Genomic DNA, 18,949 nt, shown 5'->3' on the forward strand with positions numbered 1-18,949 from the left:
GACTACTGCTCCGCGCCTCCGCCCACCGGTGCCTCCTCGGCGAGCAGCTCCAGAATCTGCTCGCCGTACTTCGCCAGCTTGCTCTCGCCGATCCCGCTGATGCCGCCCAGCTGCGACAGGTCCGTCGGCGCGGTGACGGCGATCTGCCGCAGCGTCGCGTCGTGGAAGACCATGTACGGCGGGATCTCCTGCTCCCTGGCGGCTCCGGCCCGCCAGGCGCGCAGCCGCTCGAAGAGCGGCGCCAGCTCCGCCGGCAGCTCCACCGGCGCCTTGGCCGCCCGCTCCCCGCCGCCCGAACCTCCGCGCGCACGCGGCGCCCTGGCCGGTACCGGGTCGCGGCGCAGCCGCACCTGCTGCTCCCCGCGCAGTACGTCCTCGCTGGTCGCGCTCAGCACCAGCGTGCCGTACTCGCCCTCGACGGCGAGCAGCTGCCGGGCGAGCAACTGCCGCACCACGCTGCGCCATTCGGCCTCGGCCAGATCGCTGCCGACACCGAACACGGACAGCGTGTCGTGGTCGAACTGGATGACCTTGGCCGTTTTGCGGCCGAGCAGGATGTCGATGATCTGGCCGGCCCCGAACTTCTGGCGCCGCTCGCGCTTGAGCCGCACCACCGTCGAGAGCAGCTTCTGCGCGGCGACCGTGCCGTCCCAGTCCTCGGGCGGCGACAGGCAGGTGTCGCAGTTGCCGCAGCCGCTCGCCGCCGGGGCCTGGCCGAAGTACGCGAGCAGCCTCGCCCTGCGGCACTCCACCGTCTCGCAGAGCGCCAGCATCGCGTCCAGATGGGAGAGCAGCCGCCGCCGGTGGGCCTGGTCGCCGTCCGATCCGTTGATCAACTTCCGCTGCTGGACCACGTCCTGGAGCCCGTACGCCAGCCAGGCGGTCGAGGGTTCGCCGTCCCGGCCCGCGCGGCCGGTCTCCTGGTAGTAGCCCTCCACCGACTTGGGCAGGTCCAGATGCGCGACGAAGCGCACGTCCGGTTTGTCGATGCCCATGCCGAAGGCGATGGTGGCGACCATCACGAGCCCGTCCTCGCGCAGGAAGCGCGACTGGTGCGCGGCTCTGGTCCGGGCCTCCAGCCCCGCGTGGTACGGCAGCGCCTCGATCCCCTGGGCGGTAAGGAACTCGGCGGTCTTCTCCACCGAGGCACGGGAGAGGCAGTAGACGATCCCCGCGTCGCCCTTGTGCTCCTCGCTCAGCAGCCGCAGCAGCTGCTTCCTCGGGTCGACCTTCGGCACGATGCGGTACTGGATGTTGGGGCGGTCGAAGCTGGCGACGAAGTGCCGCGCCGCGGTCAGTTGCAGCCGTTCGGCGATCTCCGTCCTGGTCGCCTCGGTGGCCGTCGCGGTCAGGGCGATGCGCGGCACGTCCGGCCAGCGCTCGTGCAGCCGGGACAGCTCCAGGTAGTCCGGCCGGAAGTCGTGGCCCCACTGGGCGACGCAGTGCGCCTCGTCGATCGCGAAGAGCGAGATCCGGCCGCGGCCGAGCAGCGAGAGCGTCGCCTCGTTGCGCAGCCGCTCGGGGGCCAGATAGAGGACGTCGAGCCGTCCCGCGACGAACTCCGCCTGCACCAGGCGCTGTTCGTCCAGGTCCTGGGTGGAGTTGAGGAAGCCCGCCCGGACACCGAGCGCGCGCAGCGCGTCCACCTGGTCCTGCATCAGCGCGATCAGCGGCGAGATCACCACGCCGACGCCGTCCCGCACCAGCGCGGGGATCTGGTAGCACAGGGACTTTCCGCCGCCGGTCGGCATCAGCACCAGGGCGTCCCCGCCGCCGACCACGTGCTCGACGATCTCCGCCTGCTCGCCGCGGAACTCGTCGTACCCGAAGACCCGGCTCAGCACCTCGCGGGGGTCGGTGGGCAGCTCCCGCTCCTCGGGAGCGGGCCCGGCGTCGGGCCCGGCGGCGCTCCATCCCTCCCGCGGGCCGTCGAAGTCCGGCGGGGGAGCGTCGTACTCCGGGTCCGGCGGCGGCTCGAACCCGGGCTCGTCGTACGGGTCGTACGGCTCGTACCCTGCCTCGTACGGGGCGTACGGCTCGGAGGAGGGGGGCGGCGCGGAAGAACCCTGGGAAGCCATGCGAGCCACCCTAGGCGCCACCTCCGACAGCCTCCCAACGCGTACCGGAATCCGCCCCGGCGAAGCCCCGCGGACGCGTCCCGGTACGGGTCCGCGGGACGCGCACAGGCACGGGCACGGGGGTGCGTACGGCGCGGGCCGCGGACGCGCACCCGTACGGGCCGGGGAGGACGGAGGAGCGAGATGGCCGACGAGCGTCGGAGTCCCGGACTGAAGGCCGGGGAGCGGGAGATGCTGCGCGGATACCTGGAGTACCACCGCGCCACTCTCGCGCTCAAGTGCGGGGGCCTGGACGACGAACAGTGGCGGCGCACCGCGGTGCCGTCCTCGACGCTCTCGCTGCTGGGCCTGGTCAGACACCTGGCGGAGGTTGAGCGGGCCTGGTTCCGCCGGACCGTGAACGGGGAGGACGTTCCGCTGGTCTGGTCCGAGGATTTCGACTTCCAGGCGGCCTACGACGCGCGCGGGTCCACCCGTGCCGAGGCGTTCGACGCCTGGCGGGCGGAGGTGGAGCACTCCCGCCGGATCGAGGGGGAGGCGGATTCACTGGATCTGGTGGTCTTCGCGCCGCGGCTCGGCGAAGAGGTCTCGCTGCGGCTGGTGATGCTGCACGTGCTGCTCGAGTACGCCCGCCACAACGGCCACGCCGATCTGCTGCGCGAGGGCGTCGACGGCACGACCGGAGTGTGAGGCCGGCGCACGGCGCGTGCCGGGCCACCGCCCGGGAGAGGGGGCGGGGCCCGGCACGCGGGCGCCGATCGGCGGGTTCCCGACCGACCGGCGCCCGGACACCGTCGTCACGGCGCACCTCGCACGGTGCACGGTGGGGCGGCGAGGGTCAGCCGCGCACCTCGGCGATCATCTCCAGAGCCTTGCCCTCGGCCTGGTCGTAGCGCTCGGGGTAGGCGGAGCGCTGGACGCTCTGTGCCAGCTGACCGGCGGTGTACCCCGGGTACTTGCCGTCGTTGATGATGGCCTGGTCCAGGTACTTGTTGGTGGCGTGGACCGGGTCCATGCACTGCTCGGGGGTGCCCCAGCCCTGGCTCGGGCGCTGCTGGAAGACGCCGAGGGAGTCGCGGTCGCCGCAGTTGAGGTTGTGCATGTGCGACTCGACCCAGCCGGCTTCGAAGGCGGAGAGGAGGACCTTCTCGTTGGCGCCGCGCTGCATCGCGATGTCGTACACGGTGCGGATGATGTTCGGGTCGTGCTGGGGCGGAACGGTGCAGTTGATGCCCAGTTCAGCGTTGGCGCGGTGGCGGTTGTCGTCCGCCGCCTGTGCCGAACTCGCGGACACACCGAGGCTGGTGGCCGTGAGAAGTGCCGCCGCGAGAGCTATGGCGGGTCTTTTGATTCCACCGGCGGACCTGATTTTCGCCATGAGAAATCTCCTTAGACAGTTCCGCGGCCAAGCCGTGCGGATGTGGCCGCATGGGGGGAGGTGTGTCCACGTGGAGCATCTTGCGCACCGGACGGTACAAGCGTGCTTTTCGGCACGTCAACACGCGTAGATCACGACCTGTGCGCCCGTAAAAGAAGGGGAATTGGGCATATCTGACTCCATGTCGCGTGCCAGTGCGCGGAAACCCGGCGCTCCGTCCGGAGTCGCTGTCCGCGGGCGGGTGAGGGCTGAGCACGGGCGATGCCGGCGCCGCACGGTTTCCGTCAGTTGTCGAAACCAGTGGCGACGGGCCGGTGAGAGATTTTCGAATCCGCTGTTTCTCGGGGCGGCAATTCAGATGCGCGTGCCACCGAATTCGCTGACCGGACACCGGAGTTGCTGTTCCGTCGATCCGGAATCACCTGTTCCGGGGCGGTCGGGCGCCGGAAGCGCCGACATGGTCACGGGCGCGGGGTGCTGTCGACCAATCGCGGCACGCAGAAACGCGGGAACGCGGGAACCGCAGAATCGCGGCGATCCGTCCGGCGTTCGGCTCCGAATACCCGAGAAGACCCGTTGTCCGTACGGTTGCCCTCGGCTCCGGCTCCGCCGGCGCCCGCGGCCCCGTCGGCCGCACCGTCCGTCACCCCTCACTCCACCGGGAGAACCCGTGCCTTCCTCGCCCCGACTCGACAGCCCCGCGCCGGACTTCACCCTCCCGGGCGGTGTCCTGAAGGACGGCGAGTTCGTCCGCGCCGACTACGCCTCCGCCGAACACCGGGGCGCACCGCTGGTGCTGGCCTTCTACCCCGGCGACGACACCGCCGTGTGCACCAAGCAGCTCTGCTCCTACTCCAGTGGGCTGGAGGCGTTCACCGGGCTCGGAGCGCAGGTGTGGGGGATCAGCCCGCAGGACGTCGACAGCCACGAGGCGTTCGCCCGCCGTCACGACCTGCGCTTCCCGCTGCTCGCTGACGTCGACCGCCGGGTCGCCCGCGAGTACGGGATCGCGGCGCCCGGCATCGGGCTGCGGCGTGCGGTCTTCCTGCTCACTCCGGACGGCACGGTCGGCTGGAAGCACGTCTCGCTCCTCGGCGCGACGTACCAGTCGCTCGACACCCTCACCGCGCGGCTGGCCGAACTCGCCGAGAGCTGACCCCCGCCCCCGCCCACCGGGCCCGGTGCGGGGGTCGTGCCGGCGCCGTACGGGAGTGCGTTCCAACTCCCGTACGGCGTGCGGCAGTCAGTTCCCCGGCAGCGGCTGCTCGGTCCAGATCACCTTGCCGGCCTCGGTGTAGCGGGTGCCCCAGCGTTCCGCAAGCTGGGCGACGAGGAAGAGGCCGCGTCCGCCCTCGTCGGTCATCGCCGCCTGCCGCAGATGCGGTGAGGTGCTGCTGTCGTCGGAGACCTCGCAGATCAGCTGCCGGTCCCGGATCAGCCGGACGCCGACCGGGCCGGCCGCGTACCGGATCGAGTTGGTCACCAGCTCGCTCAGGATCAGCTCGGTGACGAACGCCTCCTCCTCCAGGCCCCATTCGGCGAGCTTGCGCACCGCCTCCGAGCGGACCCGGGCGACCTCGGAGGGGTCGGACGGAACCTCCCAGCTCGCCACCCGGTCGGAGTCCAGCGCCTTGGTGCGCCCGACCAGCAGCGCCACGTCGTCCTTGGGCCGGACCGGGAGCAGCGCCCCGAGCAGCGATTCGCAGATGCCCTCGGGCGTGCGGTCGGGATGCCCGGCCAGCGTCTCGCGGAGCTTGTCCAGCCCCTCGTCGATGTCCCGGCGCCGCTCCTCCACGAGCCCGTCGGTGTAGAGCACCAGCGTGCTGCCCACCGGCAGGTCCAACTCCAGTGTCTCGAACGGCATTCCGCCGAGCCCGAGCGGTGGGCCGCCCGGCACCTCGGCGAACTCCGCGGTGCCGTCGGGGCGCAGTATCGCGGGCTGGTGGTGGCCGGCGCGGGCCATGGTGCAGCGGCGGGTCACCGGGTCGTAGATGGCGTAGATGCAGGTGGCGCCGGTGACCGCGGCGTCCGGACCGGAGTCGGTGCCGCCGCTGCGCAGACCCGTCCCGTCGTCGGACTCGGCGAGGTCGATACGGGTGACCAACTCGTCCAGGTGCCACAGGAGTTCGTCCGGCGGCAGATCGAGGGAGGAGAAGTTGTGCACCGCGGTGCGCAGCCGCCCCATCGTCGCCGCCGCGTGCAGTCCGTGGCCGACCACGTCGCCGACGACCAGCGCCACCCGGGCGCCGGGCAGCGGAATGATGTCGAACCAGTCGCCGCCCACGCCGCCGAGCCCGCCCTGGCTCGCCTGTGCGGGACGGTAGCGGTACGCCGCGTCGAGCGCGTTCTGCTCGGGCAGGCCCCGCGGCAGCAGACTGCGCTGGAGCGTGACCGCCATGGTGTGCTCGCGCGAGTAGCGCCGGGCGTTGTCGATCGCCACGGTCGCCCGGGCCGCCAGCTCCTCGGCCGGGGACAGGTCGTCCGGCTCGAAGGGGGCGCTGTCACCGCCCCGCCACAGCATCGCGACGCCCAGGATCACTCCGCGGGCCCGCAGCGGTACCGCGATCATCGAGTGGGCGCCGCGTTCCACCAGCTCTCTGGCGCGTTCGGGGGACTGCTCGTGCCAGCCGCCGAAGGAGCGCAGATCCGCCTCCAGCACGGCCTTGCCCTCGGAGAGCCCCGCGCCCATCGGAGTCGTCGGCAGGAAGCGGATCAGCGAGCCGAGCGGGTAGCCGCCGGCGTGCACGCCCTGCCATCCGTCGACGCCCGCGTCGCCGCCTTCGTCCAGCGAGCCGCGGATCGCGGTGCGCCGCATCTGCGGGTCGTACGCGGCGCCCGCCGGCTCCTCGCCGCGCAGCACCGCCTCGATCAGGTCCACGGTGACCAGATCGGCGAAGCGGGTCGCGGCGAACTCGGCGAACTCCTCGCAGGTGCGGCCCACGTCCAGCGTGGTGCCGATCTCGGTGCTGGCGTCGAAGAGCAGCTCCAGGCGCTCCCTGGCGATGTCCGCCCGGCCGGTCAGCGCGCGCAGCTCGGTGCTGTCGCGCAGGGTGGTCACCGTTCCGGCGGGCCCGTCGGCCGCCTCCGTCTTGCGCTGGTTGACCGCGAGCATCCGCCCGCCGACCGGCAGCACCTCGTCACTGGCGACCCGGCCCGAGCCGAGCAGGGTCGCGATGCCGGGCTCCAGCCCGAGCCGGGAGACCGGCGTGCCGTCGAAGTCCGGCGGCAGATCGAGCAGCCGGCGTGCCTCGTCGTTGGCGAGGAGCAGCCTGCCCTCGTCGGAGACGATGAGCACCCCCTCTCGGACCGAGTGCAGAACGGCGTCGTGGTGCTCGTACATCCGGGTCATCTCGATCGGCCCGAGGCCGTGCGTCTGGCGCCGCAGCCGGTTGGTCACCAGAGCCGTCCCGCCGGTGGCCAGCAGCAGGACCGCGACGGCGGAGCCGAAGAGCAGCGGCAGTTGTTCCTCCACCACCCCGCTCACGCGCTTGATGGTGATACCGGCCGAGACCATGCCGACGACCCTGCCCCGGTCGTCCATGACCGGCACCACTGCCTGGACCAGCGGGCCGATGGTGCCGGTGATCTTCTCCGTGTGGGTCTCGCCGGCGCGGGCCCGGTCCAGATCGCCGACGAACTTCTTGCCGATCCGGTCCTTGATCGGATGGGTGTAGCGCGTGCCGTCCGGGGCCAGCACCACCACGAAGTCGACGTCCGAGCCCTCTCTGGCGCCTTCCGCGCGCGGCTGCAACTGCGCGGTGGGGTCGTCGCTCGCCAGCGCCTCCTGCATGCCCGGCGAGTTCGCCAGCGTCTGGGCGACGGCCACCGACCGGTTACGCGCCTCGCGCTCGCTGGCGTCCCGCGACTCCAGCACCAGTGCCGTCATCGCCGCTGCCACCAGCAGCACCACGATGACCACCTGAAGGAGGAAGACCTGGCCCGCGACGGACCGCATCCCCAGAACCGAGCGCGGTCTGCCGAACCGTACGGCCATCTGCTTCCACGTCCTTCCACACCTCCTATTACCGTCCGACGATATCGGCGCGCGCTTCCGCCCGCCCCGTGCGCGTGGGCCGTCACCCCGAGTCGCCGCGCACCCCCGGGCGCGTCGCTACGGTTCGGGGCCGCCCTCGGCGGTCCGCACCGGCTCCGGGCCCGGCTCCCGCTCCGGGGGAGCGGCGGCGCGGCGCAGCTCGGAGAGGAAGGCCTCCACCGGCGGGGTGGCGGCGCCGTCCAGGGTGGCCGCCGCGACCGTACGGCTCACCCCGGGCTCGACGGGCAGCAGCCGCACCCCGGGCGGCAGCGGGTGCGCCGCCATCTCCGGTACGAGCGAGAACGCCAGCCCGGCGCCGACGAGCCGGAGCATCGTGGTGTAGTCGGCGACCGCGTAGCGCACCGCGGGCTCGGGATCGCCGTGCGCGCGCAGCAGCTGCACCAGCGCCTCGTAGGCGTCGCTGCCCGGCGGACAGCTGGCCCACGGCTGCCCGCGCTGTTCCCCGAGGCGCAGCACCCGCGCGTCGGCGAGCGGATGGCCGCACGGCACGGCGACCCGCGCGGACTCCCGCAGCAGCAGGGTCGTGGAGACGCCCGCGGGCAGCCGGACCGGCCAGTGCTCCCAGCTCTCCAGTACGACGGCGTCCAGCCGCCCGGTGCTCAGCAGCGGCAGCATGTCGTCCGCCTCGCCGTCCACCAGCGCGGGTTCCAGCCGCGGGTGCCGCTCGCTGAGCTTCCGCAGCACGGCGGGCAGCATCGTACGGAGCGCGGAGGCCACCGCGCCGATCCGCAGCGGTCCGGCGACCACCGCGTTCGCCGTCGCCAGTTCCCGCTGGGCGCGTTCGGCGGACTCGACCATCTCCTGCGCGGACCCGGCCAGCAGGCGCCCGGCGTGCGTCAGCCGGATACCGCGGCCGAACGGCTCGACCAGCCGGCAGCCGGCCTCCTTCTCCAGCCGCCGCAGCTGCTGCGAGACGGCGGGCCCCGTGATGTGGAGGGCCTCCGCCGCCGCGCGGACCGAACCGGCGCGGGCGACGGCCGCGAAGACCCGTAGCCGCTCCCAATTCAACACATAAGCAACGCTAACCGCGATCGGGTCGAAAGAGTAAGTAGTGCGACACAGAGGAAAGTGGGAGCGTCGAGGCCGTGACTGACGCAGCGAAGGCCACCGCGGCGATCCCGCCGAAGAGCACCCCGTCCGTGTCGCCCGCGACATCCCCGCTCCCTTCCCCCGGGCCCGGCGAGCAATCCCCGGCGCCCGCACGCTCATCGCGCACCGGCGGCGCGCTGGTGGTCGGCGGTGCCGGATGCCTCTCGCTCACCGCGGTCTTCATCAGCCTCGCCGACGTCGGCGCGGGGACGGCGGCCTTCCTGCGGTGCGCCATCGCGCTGGCCGTTCTGCTGCCGCTCGCGCTGTACGAGCGCCGCAGGCACCTTTCGTTCCCCCGCCGGCTCCGCGGGCCGGCGCTGCTGGCCGGTGTCTTCCTCGGCATCGACTACGTGATGTGGACGGTCAGCATCCTGGACGTCGGCGCCGCCGTGGCGACCGTACTGCTCAACATCCAGGTCATCGCCTTTCCGCTGCTCGCCCGGGTCCTCGGCGGCCACCGGATACCCCGCCGGTTCGCGTACGCCAGCCCGCTGATGCTCGCCGGCCTCGCGCTCGCCGCCGGACTGCTCGACCACAGCGACCAGGCCCGACACCCGCTGCGCGGCGCCCTGTTGGGCCTGTCCGCCGGTGTGGCCTACGCGGCGTACCTGTACCTGATCCGGCTGTGCGGTGTGGCTTCGCCGCAGCACTCGGTCACCCCGGTCTTCCTCTCGACCCTCGCGGCGGCGGCCACCTCGGGGGTGCTCGCACTCTTCACCACCGGCCTGACGCTCGCCGTGCCGCTCGCCTCCTGGGGCTGGCTGATCGCCCTGGCCCTGCTGGGCCAGGTGGCCGCCTGGATACTGATCGGCCGCGGGACCTCGCGGGTCACCCCGAACGCCGCGGCGGCGCTGCTGCTGCTTCAGCCGATCATGGCGGTGGTCTGCGCGATGCTGCTGCTCGGCGAGACGCCCACCGCGCTCCAACTGGCCGGCTGCGCGGTGGTGGTGGCCGCGGTGTGGTTCGCCGGACATACCCCGGCCCGCCGACGGAACCCCCGCACGCCCTGACGGAACCCCCGCACGCCCCGCCGGGCCCAGCGCGGGCGGGCGGGGTGCACGCGGGCGCTGTCGGGCGGAGCGTACGCGGGTGCTGCCGTACGGCGTGTGGCCCGGTACGGGTCAGTCGCGCGGGTTGGACATCTTCCCGAAGCCGTCGACGATGTCCCAACCCAGCGTGTACAGGCCGGAGTCGGTGTCGTTGATGAAGAGGACCTTGCTGCCGTCGTCCCTGATCGACACGTCCTGCCAACCGTCGAAGCCCTCGGTCATGTCGACCGCCCACTTCGTCAGGTCGCCGGTGCCGACCGCGGCGACCGACTCCTGCGGCGGCTCGCCGTCCGAGCAGTAGAGGCCGAAGTCGGCGATCAGCGAGACCGTGCCGTTGACCTCCTCCAGTTCGACGCCCTGGCAGCGGTCCTCCTTGCTCTTGTAGAGGGTCTTCCAGGAGCTCCACTCCTGGGCGCCGGCCGCCCGGTGCCGCTCCTGCACTCCGGTGCCCTCGACCAGCCGGACGTGGACCCGGCCGCCGTCGCTCAGTTCGAGCGTCGACTCGTACCAGTCCTCGTCGGCGGGTGCGTCCTGCGAGGTGGACGCGGCGGCGTCGGACCGTGCCGAGGTGCCGCTCTCGTCGCCCAACCCGTGCGCGGTGCCGAAACCGACGGCGAACAGGCCGAGCGCGACGACGCCCGCGGCGGCCGTCTGGGGACCTCTGAACCTGGCCACGAACCGGCCTCCTTCGTATCGTTGTGCTGCGGTCGCGCGAGTCCGCCGACCAAACCACGGGTGATCGCGCGCATGACAAGACGAGAACTCCGGATGGCCGGTTCCCCCACGGATCGGCCGTGTCACCAAACTGCCGTCGCACGACCGCACTTCCCACCGGGCACGAGGACGCGCGGGTGCCCGCGTCCCGCCCCAACCCAGCTCCGCCGGGCCTCAGCCCTCCGCGGCCAGCGATCTGAACAGCTCGTACACCGTCTCCTCACTCGGTACGTGCGAGGGGTCCTGCTGCTCGAAGATCTCCGCCCGGGGCAGCAGCGCGGCGGTCGCCTCCACCGCCGCCAACGGGATCTGCTCGTCGGCGGGCGCGTGCCACAGCCGCACCGGCGCTCGGACCTGGGACAGCTCGAAGCCCCACGGTCGCACCTGGAGCTTGGCCTCGCGCGCCGGCCCGAGGAAGTCGTGTGCTCCGATCTCCTCCAACGCCGAGAGCATCAGGGGGAGTTCGGCGAAGACCTGCGCCCAGCGCGGCGCCGCCGCGGCGAACCCGGCCGCGATGTCGGGCAGCGGGGCCTGCCGGTAGAACTCCCAGGCCGTCAGCGAGTCCTGCGGGTACAGGCCGCGGATCGCGTCGTCGTGGACGTACGGCAGCCCGCTCAGCACCCACAGCCGTCGCACCCGCCGGGGCAGCAGCGCCGCGAGCGCGTAACCGTACGGGGCGCCCGCCGAGATGGCGGCCACGTCGAACTCCTCGACCCCCAGCGCGTCCATCAGCCCCTCGGCGAGCTCCGCCCACTCGGCCACGGCGCCCATCTCCAGCGGGGGAGAGGCGCCGTATCCGGGGCGTTCGACGGCGATGAGCCGTACGCCCATGCCCCGCCCGTAGACGTCCCAGCGGTCGGGAAGCGCGCTGTTCCCGATGAGGCCGTGGTGCAGCAGGACGGGACGTCCGCGCAGGTCGCCGCATTCGGCGTACCCGAGCGTCGTCCGGCCGACGCGGACCGTCTGACGTGTTGCCACCACCGTGTACCTCCCAGTCACCGGTCCGTCCACGCTAACGCCTGCGCGGGGCGTGCGGACGGCAGGACGGGGCGACGGACCGGCGGCAAGCGGCGAAGCACGGCCGAAACGGGCCACCGCGCCCCGGCGACCGAGCCGGCGGAACGGGCCCCGGAACGAGCGGCGGCCCCGGAGCGGGCGTCCAGCGAGGGCTCAGACGCGCTCCAGCGGTCGGTGCGGGCCGGCCGGCAGCTCGACCCGCACCGGATCGCCGACGCGGATCTCGCCGCCCGCGACCACCACGCTCATGACGCCCGCGAGCCGGACGACCTCTCCGTCGGCGTCCCGGTGGACCAGACGCTTCATCAGCCCCTTGCTGAACCCGTCGATCTGGAGGCACGGATTGCGCAGCCCGGTCAGTTCGACCACGGCCTCGTCGCCCAGCCGCAGCAGGGTGCCGACCGGCAGGGCGAGCAGATCGACCCCCTCGGTGGTGACGTTCTCGCCGAGCGCCCCGGGCCCGACGCTGAAGCCGTCCGCCGCGACCTCCTCGAACAACTCCGCGTGGATCAGGTGCACTTGGCGCAGATTCGGCTGGGTCGGGTCCTTGGCCACCCGCGATCGGTGCTGGACGGTCTCGCCGAGATGCGCGTCGCCCTCCACGCCGAGGCCGGTCAGCAGCCGTACGCGGTCCCGGAGGGGCTTGCCGAAGTTGTGCTCCGCGTCCCGTGCGAGAGCGGCGATGCGCCCTGTCGTGCCGTCGGCCGCCCGGGCCTCCGACGCGCCCCCGGGCTCCGTGGGCGTGCCGGCGTCCGGTGCGTCGCCCCTGCTGGTGACCGTCATCCGCGTCCCCTTCCTCGTCCTCGGCCGGTCGCGTCCGTCCGGGTCTCCGGCGACTGCCTCCGCCCTGCGGCCTGCGGCTGTGCCCGTCGTGTCCGGCGCCGCTCCGCTGTCGGCACAGTACCGGCGCCGGAACGGGGGCGGGCCGGGCGCCCGTTCCGGCACACCCGACCCGCCTCGCCGCGGAGCCTCAGCTCGACTGGACGCTCTCGTACAGCGCCTCGGCCTCGGCGCCGAAGTGCGGGCCGAACATGTTCCCCGGCAGGAAGACGTAGCCGAAGCTGTTCACCGACGCCTGGAGGCCGGTCCCGGTCTCCTCGTCGAAGTCGACCAGCCAGGGCCCGCCGCTGGAGCCGCCGGTCATGTCGCAGCCCAGCCCGTGCGCGGTGGTCAGCAGCGGGTCCTTGAAGGTGGTGCCGCTGCAGTAGATGAAGGTCTCGCCGTCGTACGGGTCCGCGGCCGGGTAGCCGAAGGCGTACGCGTCGAGGTCGTAGCCGGTGTTGAAGGCCAGGCCCTGGCTGCCGACGACCTCGGTCAGCAGCTCTCCGCCGGTCTCCGCGACCTTGGCGGCGCCGACGTCGTAGTTCATGTCCTCGCTCGCCTCCCACTGCGGGGTGGAGTGGGTGCTGAGGGCCGGCCACTCGCCGAAGGGGGCGCTGCCGTCGGTGTAGCCGGGGACGAACACCCAGTCCTCGTGCCAGGCGCCGTCCAGCTTGACGCAGTGTCCCGCGGTCAGGACGGTGCTGGCGTTGCCGCTGGTCACCGCGTTCCCGGAGCAGGAGGCCGAACGGCCGTCGTAGGTGAAGAAGACGCGACCCGCGGTGCTCTCGATCTTCTCCCCGACCCAGGGCGCTCCGGTCTGCGGGAACTCGGCGGCGCCGACCTCGCGCTTCGTCACGGCGGTCGGCCCGGCGGTCGGGGAGGTGGGCGCCACCTTCCGCGGCTCGCCCTGCGGTGCCTCGGAGGTGCCGCCGGTGCGCGCGGCGTTCTCGGCGGAGCGTTCGGCCGCCGCACGGAGCGCCTCGGGCGCCAACTCCTCGATGGGCACGGCCGCACGCATCCGGTCGGCCGTCCAGTGCGACCTGACCTGTTCCTGCTGGGCGGTGGTGGTGGCGGCCGAGTGGCCGATGGGCTCCGGTCCGCTCGCCGGCGCGGCGCCGGCCGTACCGGCGAGGGCTCCGGTGGCGAGCAGGGCGGTTGCGGCGAGCACGGCACCGAGTACCGAACGGGGGGAACGTCTCACGCGAACTCCTTCTGCGCAGCGGCGCGTTGGGCGCACGGCGCAGTTCGCCGGCACGCCCGCACGACTCGACAGGGACACGTCACACGTTGAACCCGGAGGACGATACGCCCGCCTCCCCGAAGGGTCCAGACGGCCTCTCGCCCGGCGCCGCCGCACCGCACGACCCGTCCTCGCGCGGCTCGCGGACGCGCGGCCCGCCTCGCACGGTTCGCGGGCGCACGGTTCGCGGACGCGCGACCCGGGGTGCGTACGCCGAAGGGCGCGGCAACCGTACGGCTGCCGCGCCCCTGTGGTGCCCTCGTGCGTGCCGCCCGTCGCCGGGCCGCCCGCTCGGCCTCAGCCGAGGTTCTTGACCGCCTGGTAGTACGTCCAGGCCAGGCTGGTGCACGCGGTCTTGGTGGCGCCGCTGTAGCTGTTGCACACCCGCTTGAGGTCCTCGTGGAAGGCGTTGTCGATGCGCGCCTTGTTGGCCGGGAAGGCGCCGATCTCCTTGTAGTTGCGGTAGCCGAAGTCGTGCCGGGCGCAGGACCTGTTGAAGGGGAAGCCCAGCGGGTTGTCCGGGGACCAGCTGCACAGGTCCGTCGTCCAGTTGAACTTGTAGGCCGACCAGGCGCCCCGGTTGCCGTCCGCGGCCGACCAGGCGTTGTAGCTCGACGCGCTGGTCTGCGTGAAGCTGGACATCACCTGGGCCTTGTCGGCGGGCACGGCGTTGGCCGCGGTCGCCGTTCCCAGCACCGTGGCCAGCGCGATTCCTGTGGCGGCCATTCCTGTCATCACCGTACGACGCATGTTCCCGACCTCCGGACAAGTCTCCGCTCGCTGCCTGTCAACGAGCGGCATGCGGCAGGGCAACTGGCGCCGCCCAAGAGTTAGTTGCCCTCCGTGCCGACGTTGATGCTATGGACATGCCAACGGCTTGGCACGCCTCCGGTGACAACTGTCATCCGCCGTACCCCTGCGCCCCGAGGGACTTCCTCCGCCTCGCCCCCAACACCCGCACGCCCAACACCCGCACGGCCCAAGCCCGTTGCGCCGCACACCGACCAGCGCACACCGACCAGCGCACACCGACCACCGCCCCGTCGCGCACCGACCACCGGCACACCGACCACCGGCACACCGCGCGCCCGCCCCCCGAACCGCCTCGGCCGCGCCCGAACACACCGACGGCCCCCCGCGCCGGAGCTGCGGGGGGCCGTCGGTGTGTTCGGGCGCGGGAGGCTCAGAAGCGGCGCGTGATGAGCGCCCGCTTCACCTCCTGGATCGCCTTGGTGACCTCGATGCCGCGGGGGCATGCGTCCGTGCAGTTGAACGTGGTGCGGCAACGCCACACGCCGTCACGGTCGTTGAGGATCTCCAGCCGCTGCTCCCCGGCCTCGTCGCGCGAGTCGAAGATGAAGCGGTGGGCGTTGACGATGGCCGCCGGGCCGAAGTACTGCCCGTCGTTCCAGAACACCGGGCAGGAGCTGGTGCACGCGGCGCACAGGATGCACTTGGTGGTGTCGTCGAACCGCTCGCGGTCCTCGGCGCTCTGCAGTCGCTCACGGGTCGGCTCGTTGCCGTTGGTGACCAGGAACGGCATGACGTCGCGGTACGCCTGGAAGAACGGCTCCATGTCGACCACGAGGTCCTTGAGGACGGTGAGGCCCTTGATGGCCTCCACGGTGATCGGCTTCTCCGGATTGATGTCCTTGATCAGCGTCTTGCACGCCAGCCGGTTGCGGCCGTTGATCCGCATCGCGTCCGAGCCGCAGATGCCGTGGGCGCAGGAGCGACGGAACGTCAGCGTTCCGTCCTCTTCCCACTTGATCTTGTGCAGGGCGTCCAGCACCCGCTCCTTGGGATCGATCTCGATGGTGAAATCTTCCCAGTACGCCTCCTCCAGCTCCTCCGGGTTGAAGCGCCGGAGGCGGAAGGTGACGGTGATGTACGGGGTGGCGTCCTCGGACCGGGCGGGTCCGTCGCTCTTCTTCTCCAGGGTGGGAGTGCTCATCAGTACTTACGCTCCATCGGCTGGTAGCGGGTCACGACGACCGGCTTGTAGTCGAGCCGGATCGACTCCTCGCCGTCCTCGTCCACCTCGCGGTACGCCATGGTGTGGCGCATGAAGTTGACGTCGTCGCGGTCCGGGTAGTCCTCGCGGTAGTGGCCGCCGCGGGACTCCTTGCGGGCCAGTGCGGAGGTCGCCGTCACCTCGGCCAGGTCGAGCAGGTTGCCCAGCTCGATGGCCTCCAGCAGATCGGTGTTGAACCGCTTGCCCTTGTCCTGGATGCTCACGTTCTTGTAGCGCTTGCGCAGCGAGGCGATCTCGTCGACCGCCTCCTTGAGGGTCTGCTCGGTGCGGAAGACCATGACGTTCTTGTCCATGGTCTCCTGCAGCGCCTTGCGGATCTCGGTGACCCGCTCGGTGCCCTCGGACTCGCGCAGCCGCTCGACCTGGGAGACCACCAGGGACTCCGGGTTCTCCGGCAGGTCGACGAAGTCGGCGGTGGAGGCGTACTCCGCTGCGGCGATGCCCGCACGCCGGCCGAACACGTTGATGTCCAGCAGGGAGTTGGTGCCCAGGCGGTTGGCGCCGTGCACCGAGACGCAGGCGACCTCGCCGGCCGCGTACAGGCCCGGGACGACGGTGGTGTTGTCGAGCAGCACCTCGCCCTGCACGTTGGTCGGCATGCCGCCCATCGCGTAGTGCGCCGTCGGCTGGATCGGCACCGGGTCGGTGTACGGCTCGATGCCGAGGTAGGTGCGCGCGAACTCGGTGATGTCCGGCAGCTTGGCGTCCAGCTGCTCGGGCGGCAGGTGCGTCAGGTCCAGGAAGACGTGGTCGCCCTCCGGGCCGCAGCCGCGCCCCTCGCGGATCTCGGTGTAGATCGAACGGGAGACCACGTCGCGCGAGGCGAGGTCCTTCATGACGGGCGCGTACTTCTCCATGAAGCGCTCGCCGTCCTTGTTCCGAAGGATGCCGCCCTCACCGCGGGCGCCCTCGGTCAGCAGGATGCCCATCCGCCAGATGCCGGTCGGGTGGAACTGGAAGAACTCCATGTCCTCCAGCGGCAGTCCGCGGCGCCAGGCGGCGGCCTGGCCGTCGCCGGTCAGCGTGTGCGCGTTGGAGGAGACCTTGAAGAACTTGCCGTTGCCGCCGGAGGCGAAGATGACCGACTTGGCCTGGAAGATGTGGATCTCGCCGCTGGCCAGGTCGTACGCCACGACGCCCGCGGTCTTCCGGACCCCGTCGACCTCGTTGAGCAGCACGTCCAGGACGTAGAACTCGTTGTAGAACTCCACGCCCTCCTTGACGCAGTTCTGGTACAGCGTCTGGAGGATCATGTGGCCGGTGCGGTCCGCGGCGTAGCAGGACCGGCGCACCGGGGCCTCGCCGTGGTTGCGGCTGTGGCCGCCGAACCGGCGCTGGTCGATGGTGCCGTCCGGCGTCCGGTTGAACGGCAGACCCATCTTCTCCAGGTCCAGGACGGCGTCGATGGCCTCCTTCGCCAGGATCTCGGCGGCGTCCTGGTCGACCAGGTAGTCACCGCCCTTGACCGTGTCGAAGGTGTGCCACTCCCAGTTGTCGTCCTCGACGTTGGCCAGCGCGGCGGCCATGCCGCCCTGGGCCGCACCGGTGTGCGAACGCGTCGGGTACAGCTTGGTGAGCACGGCGGTACGGCTGCGCTTCGTCGACTCGATGGCCGCGCGCATACCCGCTCCGCCGGCCCCGACGATGACGGTGTCGTACTTGTGGATCTTCATGAGCTCAGGTACCTCAGCCCTCAGATGTTCGGGTCGAAGGTGAAGATCACCAGCGTCCCCAGCAGGACGGTGAACACCGTCGCGGTGTACAGCAGCATCTTCAGCCAGAAACGGGTGTTGTCCCGCTCCGCGTAGTCGTTGATGATCGTGCGCAGGCCGTTCGCGCCGTGCAGCATCGCCAGCCACAGCATGACCAGGTCCCACGTCATCCAGAACGGCGAGGCCCAACGGCCCGCCACGAACGCGAAGCTGACCTTCGTCACACCGCCGTCGAGCACCAGCTGGATCAGCAGGTGGCCGATGACGAGAACCACCAGCACGATGCCGGACAGCCGCATGAACAGCCAGCCGTACAGCTCGAAGTTGGTGCGCGTCGCCTTGGGCGTCTTGGCGGTACGGGCGCGCGGGGGCTCGATGAGCGGCGCGGGGTTGTCCACCGAGGGCTCCGTCGGAGCGGTCGAGTCAACGGACATCAGTCATCAGCTCCCGAACACTTCGTAGAAGCCGTGCGAGAGGATGGGCCAGAAAGCGCCCGCCATCAGCACGGCCCAGACGCCCAGCACGGTGTAGAGCATCTGCTTCTGGTACTTGGCGCCCTTCGACCAGAAGTCCACCGCCACGACCCGCAGGCCGTTGAGCGCGTGGAAGAGAACGGCGGCAACGAGGCCGTACTCCATCAAGCCAACAAGTGGCGTCTTGTACACCGCGATCGTCTCGTCGTAGGCCTCGGGCGAGACCCGGACGAGGGCGGTGTCGAGAACATGCACGAGCAGGAAGAAGAAAATGAGGACGCCGGTGACTCGATGAGCCACCCAGGACCACATGCCTTCCCGGCCGCGGTACAGCGTTCCAGCCGGCACGGAAAACCCTCCGGAAACGGGGATCGGGGCCTGCCGGCTTCAGTGTCGGTCGGGCCCGGCCGGGTACGGTCCACCGGCCGGTCGCCATGGTAGCGACGGGTTGTCGGCTACTTGACGTCGGGGGCGCCGATGTGATCAATCAGGCACGGAAGGACTACCGACAGTGACATCCCGTACGACCAGCCGCAGCAGCCGGCCGCGGGCGAGGCGCCGCAGCTCGTCGGCGGTGGCGGCGCGCTCCTCGTCCTGCGTGGCGTAGAGCCTGCGGCCGAGCGCGGCGAGCATCCCGTCCAGCCGCTCGGCGGGCGGGAGTTCGTCCAGGCAGATCACGAAGGCGTGGCCGAACTCGCTCTCGTACTTCGCCAGCGCGGCGCGCAGCGCGGTGTGCGCCGCGAGGACGCCGGGCCGGTCGGTCGGGGCGAGCAGGTGCTCGGGGCCTCCGTTGGCCGCCTCGCCGGCCAGCGCCTCGCCGATGTCCTCGGCGGACAGGTCGTAGCTCGCCTCGTCGGCCGCGGCGAGCAGCGACTGGGTGTCCGGGTACGGCCGGTGGGCGGCCAGGCGCGACGCCCAGCGCCTGCTGCCGCAGCAGCGCAGCAGCTCGGTGCGGGCCGCCTGCTCGGTGGCGCGGTTGAGCCGGTCGAGGGGCCTGGGCGGGGTGCCTCGCTGGGACGGGAGCATGGACTCCTACTGGCGTGGGACGGGTGCGTGGGACAGGGGACCGGTGTGCGAACCGGGGCGAGGGGACGCCCTGGGTCGGGGAGCGCCGGTCACGGTAGCGGCGCGAGGGTCCGAATTGGCCCGCAGCGCCGGGCTGTTCACTCGTACGGGTCGCAGACGATTCCCGGGTTGACGCGGCCCGTGGTGGCGCCGGGACCGGTGCGCGCGGCCCGCTGGTCCGGCGGGCCGCCCGGGCGGACGCGCGGTCGGTGCGGGCGAAGAC

Annotated in this window: 17 protein-coding genes; 3 read left to right on the top strand and 14 right to left on the bottom strand. The window is 71.8% G+C overall.

Annotation, left to right across the window (positions count from 1 at the left end):
* Window positions 1–2 precede the first annotated feature (2 nt).
* Window positions 3–2,078, bottom strand: coding sequence for a DNA helicase RecQ (gene recQ / locus MTQ01_RS06010; RefSeq protein ID WP_247487196.1), 2,076 nt, complete (start codon window positions 2,076–2,078; stop codon window positions 3–5).
* Window positions 2,079–2,261: 183 nt separating this feature from the next.
* On the opposite strand from recQ, the gene MTQ01_RS06015 reads away from it, so the two are divergent.
* The gene (locus tag MTQ01_RS06015) at window positions 2,262–2,768 is read left to right on the top strand and encodes a DinB family protein (protein WP_247487197.1); all 507 of its coding nucleotides are present in this window, start codon (window positions 2,262–2,264) and stop codon (window positions 2,766–2,768) included.
* Between the two features lie 148 nt (window positions 2,769–2,916).
* On the opposite strand, the gene MTQ01_RS06020 is transcribed toward MTQ01_RS06015, so the two are convergent.
* On the bottom strand, window positions 2,917–3,456 hold the full coding sequence (locus MTQ01_RS06020; RefSeq protein WP_247487198.1) for a hypothetical protein: 540 nt from the start codon (window positions 3,454–3,456) through the stop codon (window positions 2,917–2,919).
* Window positions 3,457–4,126: 670 nt separating this feature from the next.
* Here MTQ01_RS06020 and MTQ01_RS06025 point away from each other — a divergent pair.
* Complete coding sequence (locus MTQ01_RS06025) at window positions 4,127–4,612, top strand: peroxiredoxin (RefSeq protein ID WP_247487199.1); 486 nt, start codon at window positions 4,127–4,129, stop codon at window positions 4,610–4,612.
* Window positions 4,613–4,699: 87 nt separating this feature from the next.
* Here MTQ01_RS06025 and MTQ01_RS06030 read toward each other — a convergent pair whose 3' ends face one another.
* A complete protein-coding gene (locus tag MTQ01_RS06030) occupies window positions 4,700–7,450 on the bottom strand; it encodes a SpoIIE family protein phosphatase/ATP-binding protein (protein WP_247487200.1) in 2,751 nt (916 codons plus the stop codon).
* 117 nt (window positions 7,451–7,567) lie between these two features.
* Entirely contained in the window at window positions 7,568–8,521 is a 954-nt protein-coding gene (locus MTQ01_RS06035) for a LysR family transcriptional regulator (protein ID WP_247487201.1), read from the bottom strand.
* 74 nt (window positions 8,522–8,595) lie between these two features.
* Here MTQ01_RS06035 and MTQ01_RS06040 point away from each other — a divergent pair, with 74 nt between their 5' ends.
* Complete coding sequence (locus MTQ01_RS06040; protein ID WP_247487202.1) at window positions 8,596–9,609, top strand: DMT family transporter; 1,014 nt, start codon at window positions 8,596–8,598, stop codon at window positions 9,607–9,609.
* Between the two features lie 111 nt (window positions 9,610–9,720).
* On the opposite strand, the gene MTQ01_RS06045 is transcribed toward MTQ01_RS06040, so the two are convergent.
* From MTQ01_RS06045 to MTQ01_RS06090, 10 genes are all read right to left on the bottom strand, one after another.
* Window positions 9,721–10,323, bottom strand: coding sequence for a hypothetical protein (locus tag MTQ01_RS06045; protein ID WP_247487203.1), 603 nt, complete (start codon window positions 10,321–10,323; stop codon window positions 9,721–9,723).
* A 213-nt stretch (window positions 10,324–10,536) separates the two neighbouring features.
* Window positions 10,537–11,340: an alpha/beta fold hydrolase gene (locus tag MTQ01_RS06050; RefSeq protein WP_247487204.1), complete on the bottom strand. Its 804-nt coding sequence runs from the start codon at window positions 11,338–11,340 to the stop codon at window positions 10,537–10,539.
* Between the two features lie 192 nt (window positions 11,341–11,532).
* A complete protein-coding gene (locus MTQ01_RS06055; RefSeq protein ID WP_247487205.1) occupies window positions 11,533–12,162 on the bottom strand; it encodes an MOSC domain-containing protein in 630 nt (209 codons plus the stop codon).
* A gap of 187 nt (window positions 12,163–12,349) precedes the next feature.
* Window positions 12,350–13,402: a peptidase gene (locus MTQ01_RS06060; protein WP_247487206.1), complete on the bottom strand. Its 1,053-nt coding sequence runs from the start codon at window positions 13,400–13,402 to the stop codon at window positions 12,350–12,352.
* 336 nt (window positions 13,403–13,738) lie between these two features.
* A complete protein-coding gene (locus MTQ01_RS06065; RefSeq protein WP_247487207.1) occupies window positions 13,739–14,191 on the bottom strand; it encodes a phospholipase in 453 nt (150 codons plus the stop codon).
* Between the two features lie 433 nt (window positions 14,192–14,624).
* The gene (locus MTQ01_RS06070) at window positions 14,625–15,395 is read right to left on the bottom strand and encodes a succinate dehydrogenase iron-sulfur subunit (RefSeq protein WP_247487208.1); all 771 of its coding nucleotides are present in this window, start codon (window positions 15,393–15,395) and stop codon (window positions 14,625–14,627) included.
* Window positions 15,395–17,149, bottom strand: a complete 1,755-nt coding sequence (gene sdhA / locus MTQ01_RS06075; RefSeq protein WP_247487209.1) for a succinate dehydrogenase flavoprotein subunit — start codon at window positions 17,147–17,149, stop codon at window positions 15,395–15,397. Before sdhA ends, MTQ01_RS06070 begins: the two co-directional genes overlap by 1 nt.
* Window positions 17,150–17,169: 20 nt before the next feature.
* Window positions 17,170–17,622: a succinate dehydrogenase hydrophobic membrane anchor subunit gene (locus MTQ01_RS06080; RefSeq protein WP_247487210.1), complete on the bottom strand. Its 453-nt coding sequence runs from the start codon at window positions 17,620–17,622 to the stop codon at window positions 17,170–17,172.
* Between the two features lie 6 nt (window positions 17,623–17,628).
* Window positions 17,629–18,009: a succinate dehydrogenase, cytochrome b556 subunit gene (gene sdhC, locus MTQ01_RS06085; RefSeq protein ID WP_211042007.1), complete on the bottom strand. Its 381-nt coding sequence runs from the start codon at window positions 18,007–18,009 to the stop codon at window positions 17,629–17,631.
* Window positions 18,010–18,144: 135 nt separating this feature from the next.
* Window positions 18,145–18,687, bottom strand: coding sequence for a 2-oxo-4-hydroxy-4-carboxy-5-ureidoimidazoline decarboxylase (locus MTQ01_RS06090; protein WP_247487211.1), 543 nt, complete (start codon window positions 18,685–18,687; stop codon window positions 18,145–18,147).
* Between the last annotated feature and the right edge of the window lie 262 nt (window positions 18,688–18,949).

Source organism: Streptomyces sp. XM4193 (genome assembly GCF_023072595.1).
Classification (GTDB): Bacteria; Actinomycetota; Actinomycetes; order Streptomycetales; family Streptomycetaceae; genus Streptomyces.

Bases quoted from the DNA above. Each gene is read 5' to 3' on its own strand.
- MTQ01_RS06080 (WP_247487210.1), bottom strand. From the start codon at position 17,622: ATGTCCGTTGACTCGACCGCTCCGACGGAGCCCTCGGTGGACAACCCC.
- recQ (WP_247487196.1), bottom strand. From the start codon at position 2,078: ATGGCTTCCCAGGGTTCTTCCGCGCCGCCCCCCTCCTCCGAGCCGTAC.
- MTQ01_RS06015 (WP_247487197.1), top strand. From the start codon at position 2,262: ATGGCCGACGAGCGTCGGAGTCCCGGACTGAAGGCCGGGGAGCGGGAG.
- MTQ01_RS06065 (WP_247487207.1), bottom strand. From the start codon at position 14,191: ATGCGTCGTACGGTGATGACAGGAATGGCCGCCACAGGAATCGCGCTG.
- MTQ01_RS06020 (WP_247487198.1), bottom strand. From the start codon at position 3,456: ATGGCGAAAATCAGGTCCGCCGGTGGAATCAAAAGACCCGCCATAGCT.
- sdhA (WP_247487209.1), bottom strand. From the start codon at position 17,149: ATGAAGATCCACAAGTACGACACCGTCATCGTCGGGGCCGGCGGAGCG.
- MTQ01_RS06030 (WP_247487200.1), bottom strand. From the start codon at position 7,450: ATGGCCGTACGGTTCGGCAGACCGCGCTCGGTTCTGGGGATGCGGTCC.
- MTQ01_RS06090 (WP_247487211.1), bottom strand. From the start codon at position 18,687: ATGCTCCCGTCCCAGCGAGGCACCCCGCCCAGGCCCCTCGACCGGCTC.
- MTQ01_RS06055 (WP_247487205.1), bottom strand. From the start codon at position 12,162: ATGACGGTCACCAGCAGGGGCGACGCACCGGACGCCGGCACGCCCACG.
- MTQ01_RS06070 (WP_247487208.1), bottom strand. From the start codon at position 15,395: ATGAGCACTCCCACCCTGGAGAAGAAGAGCGACGGACCCGCCCGGTCC.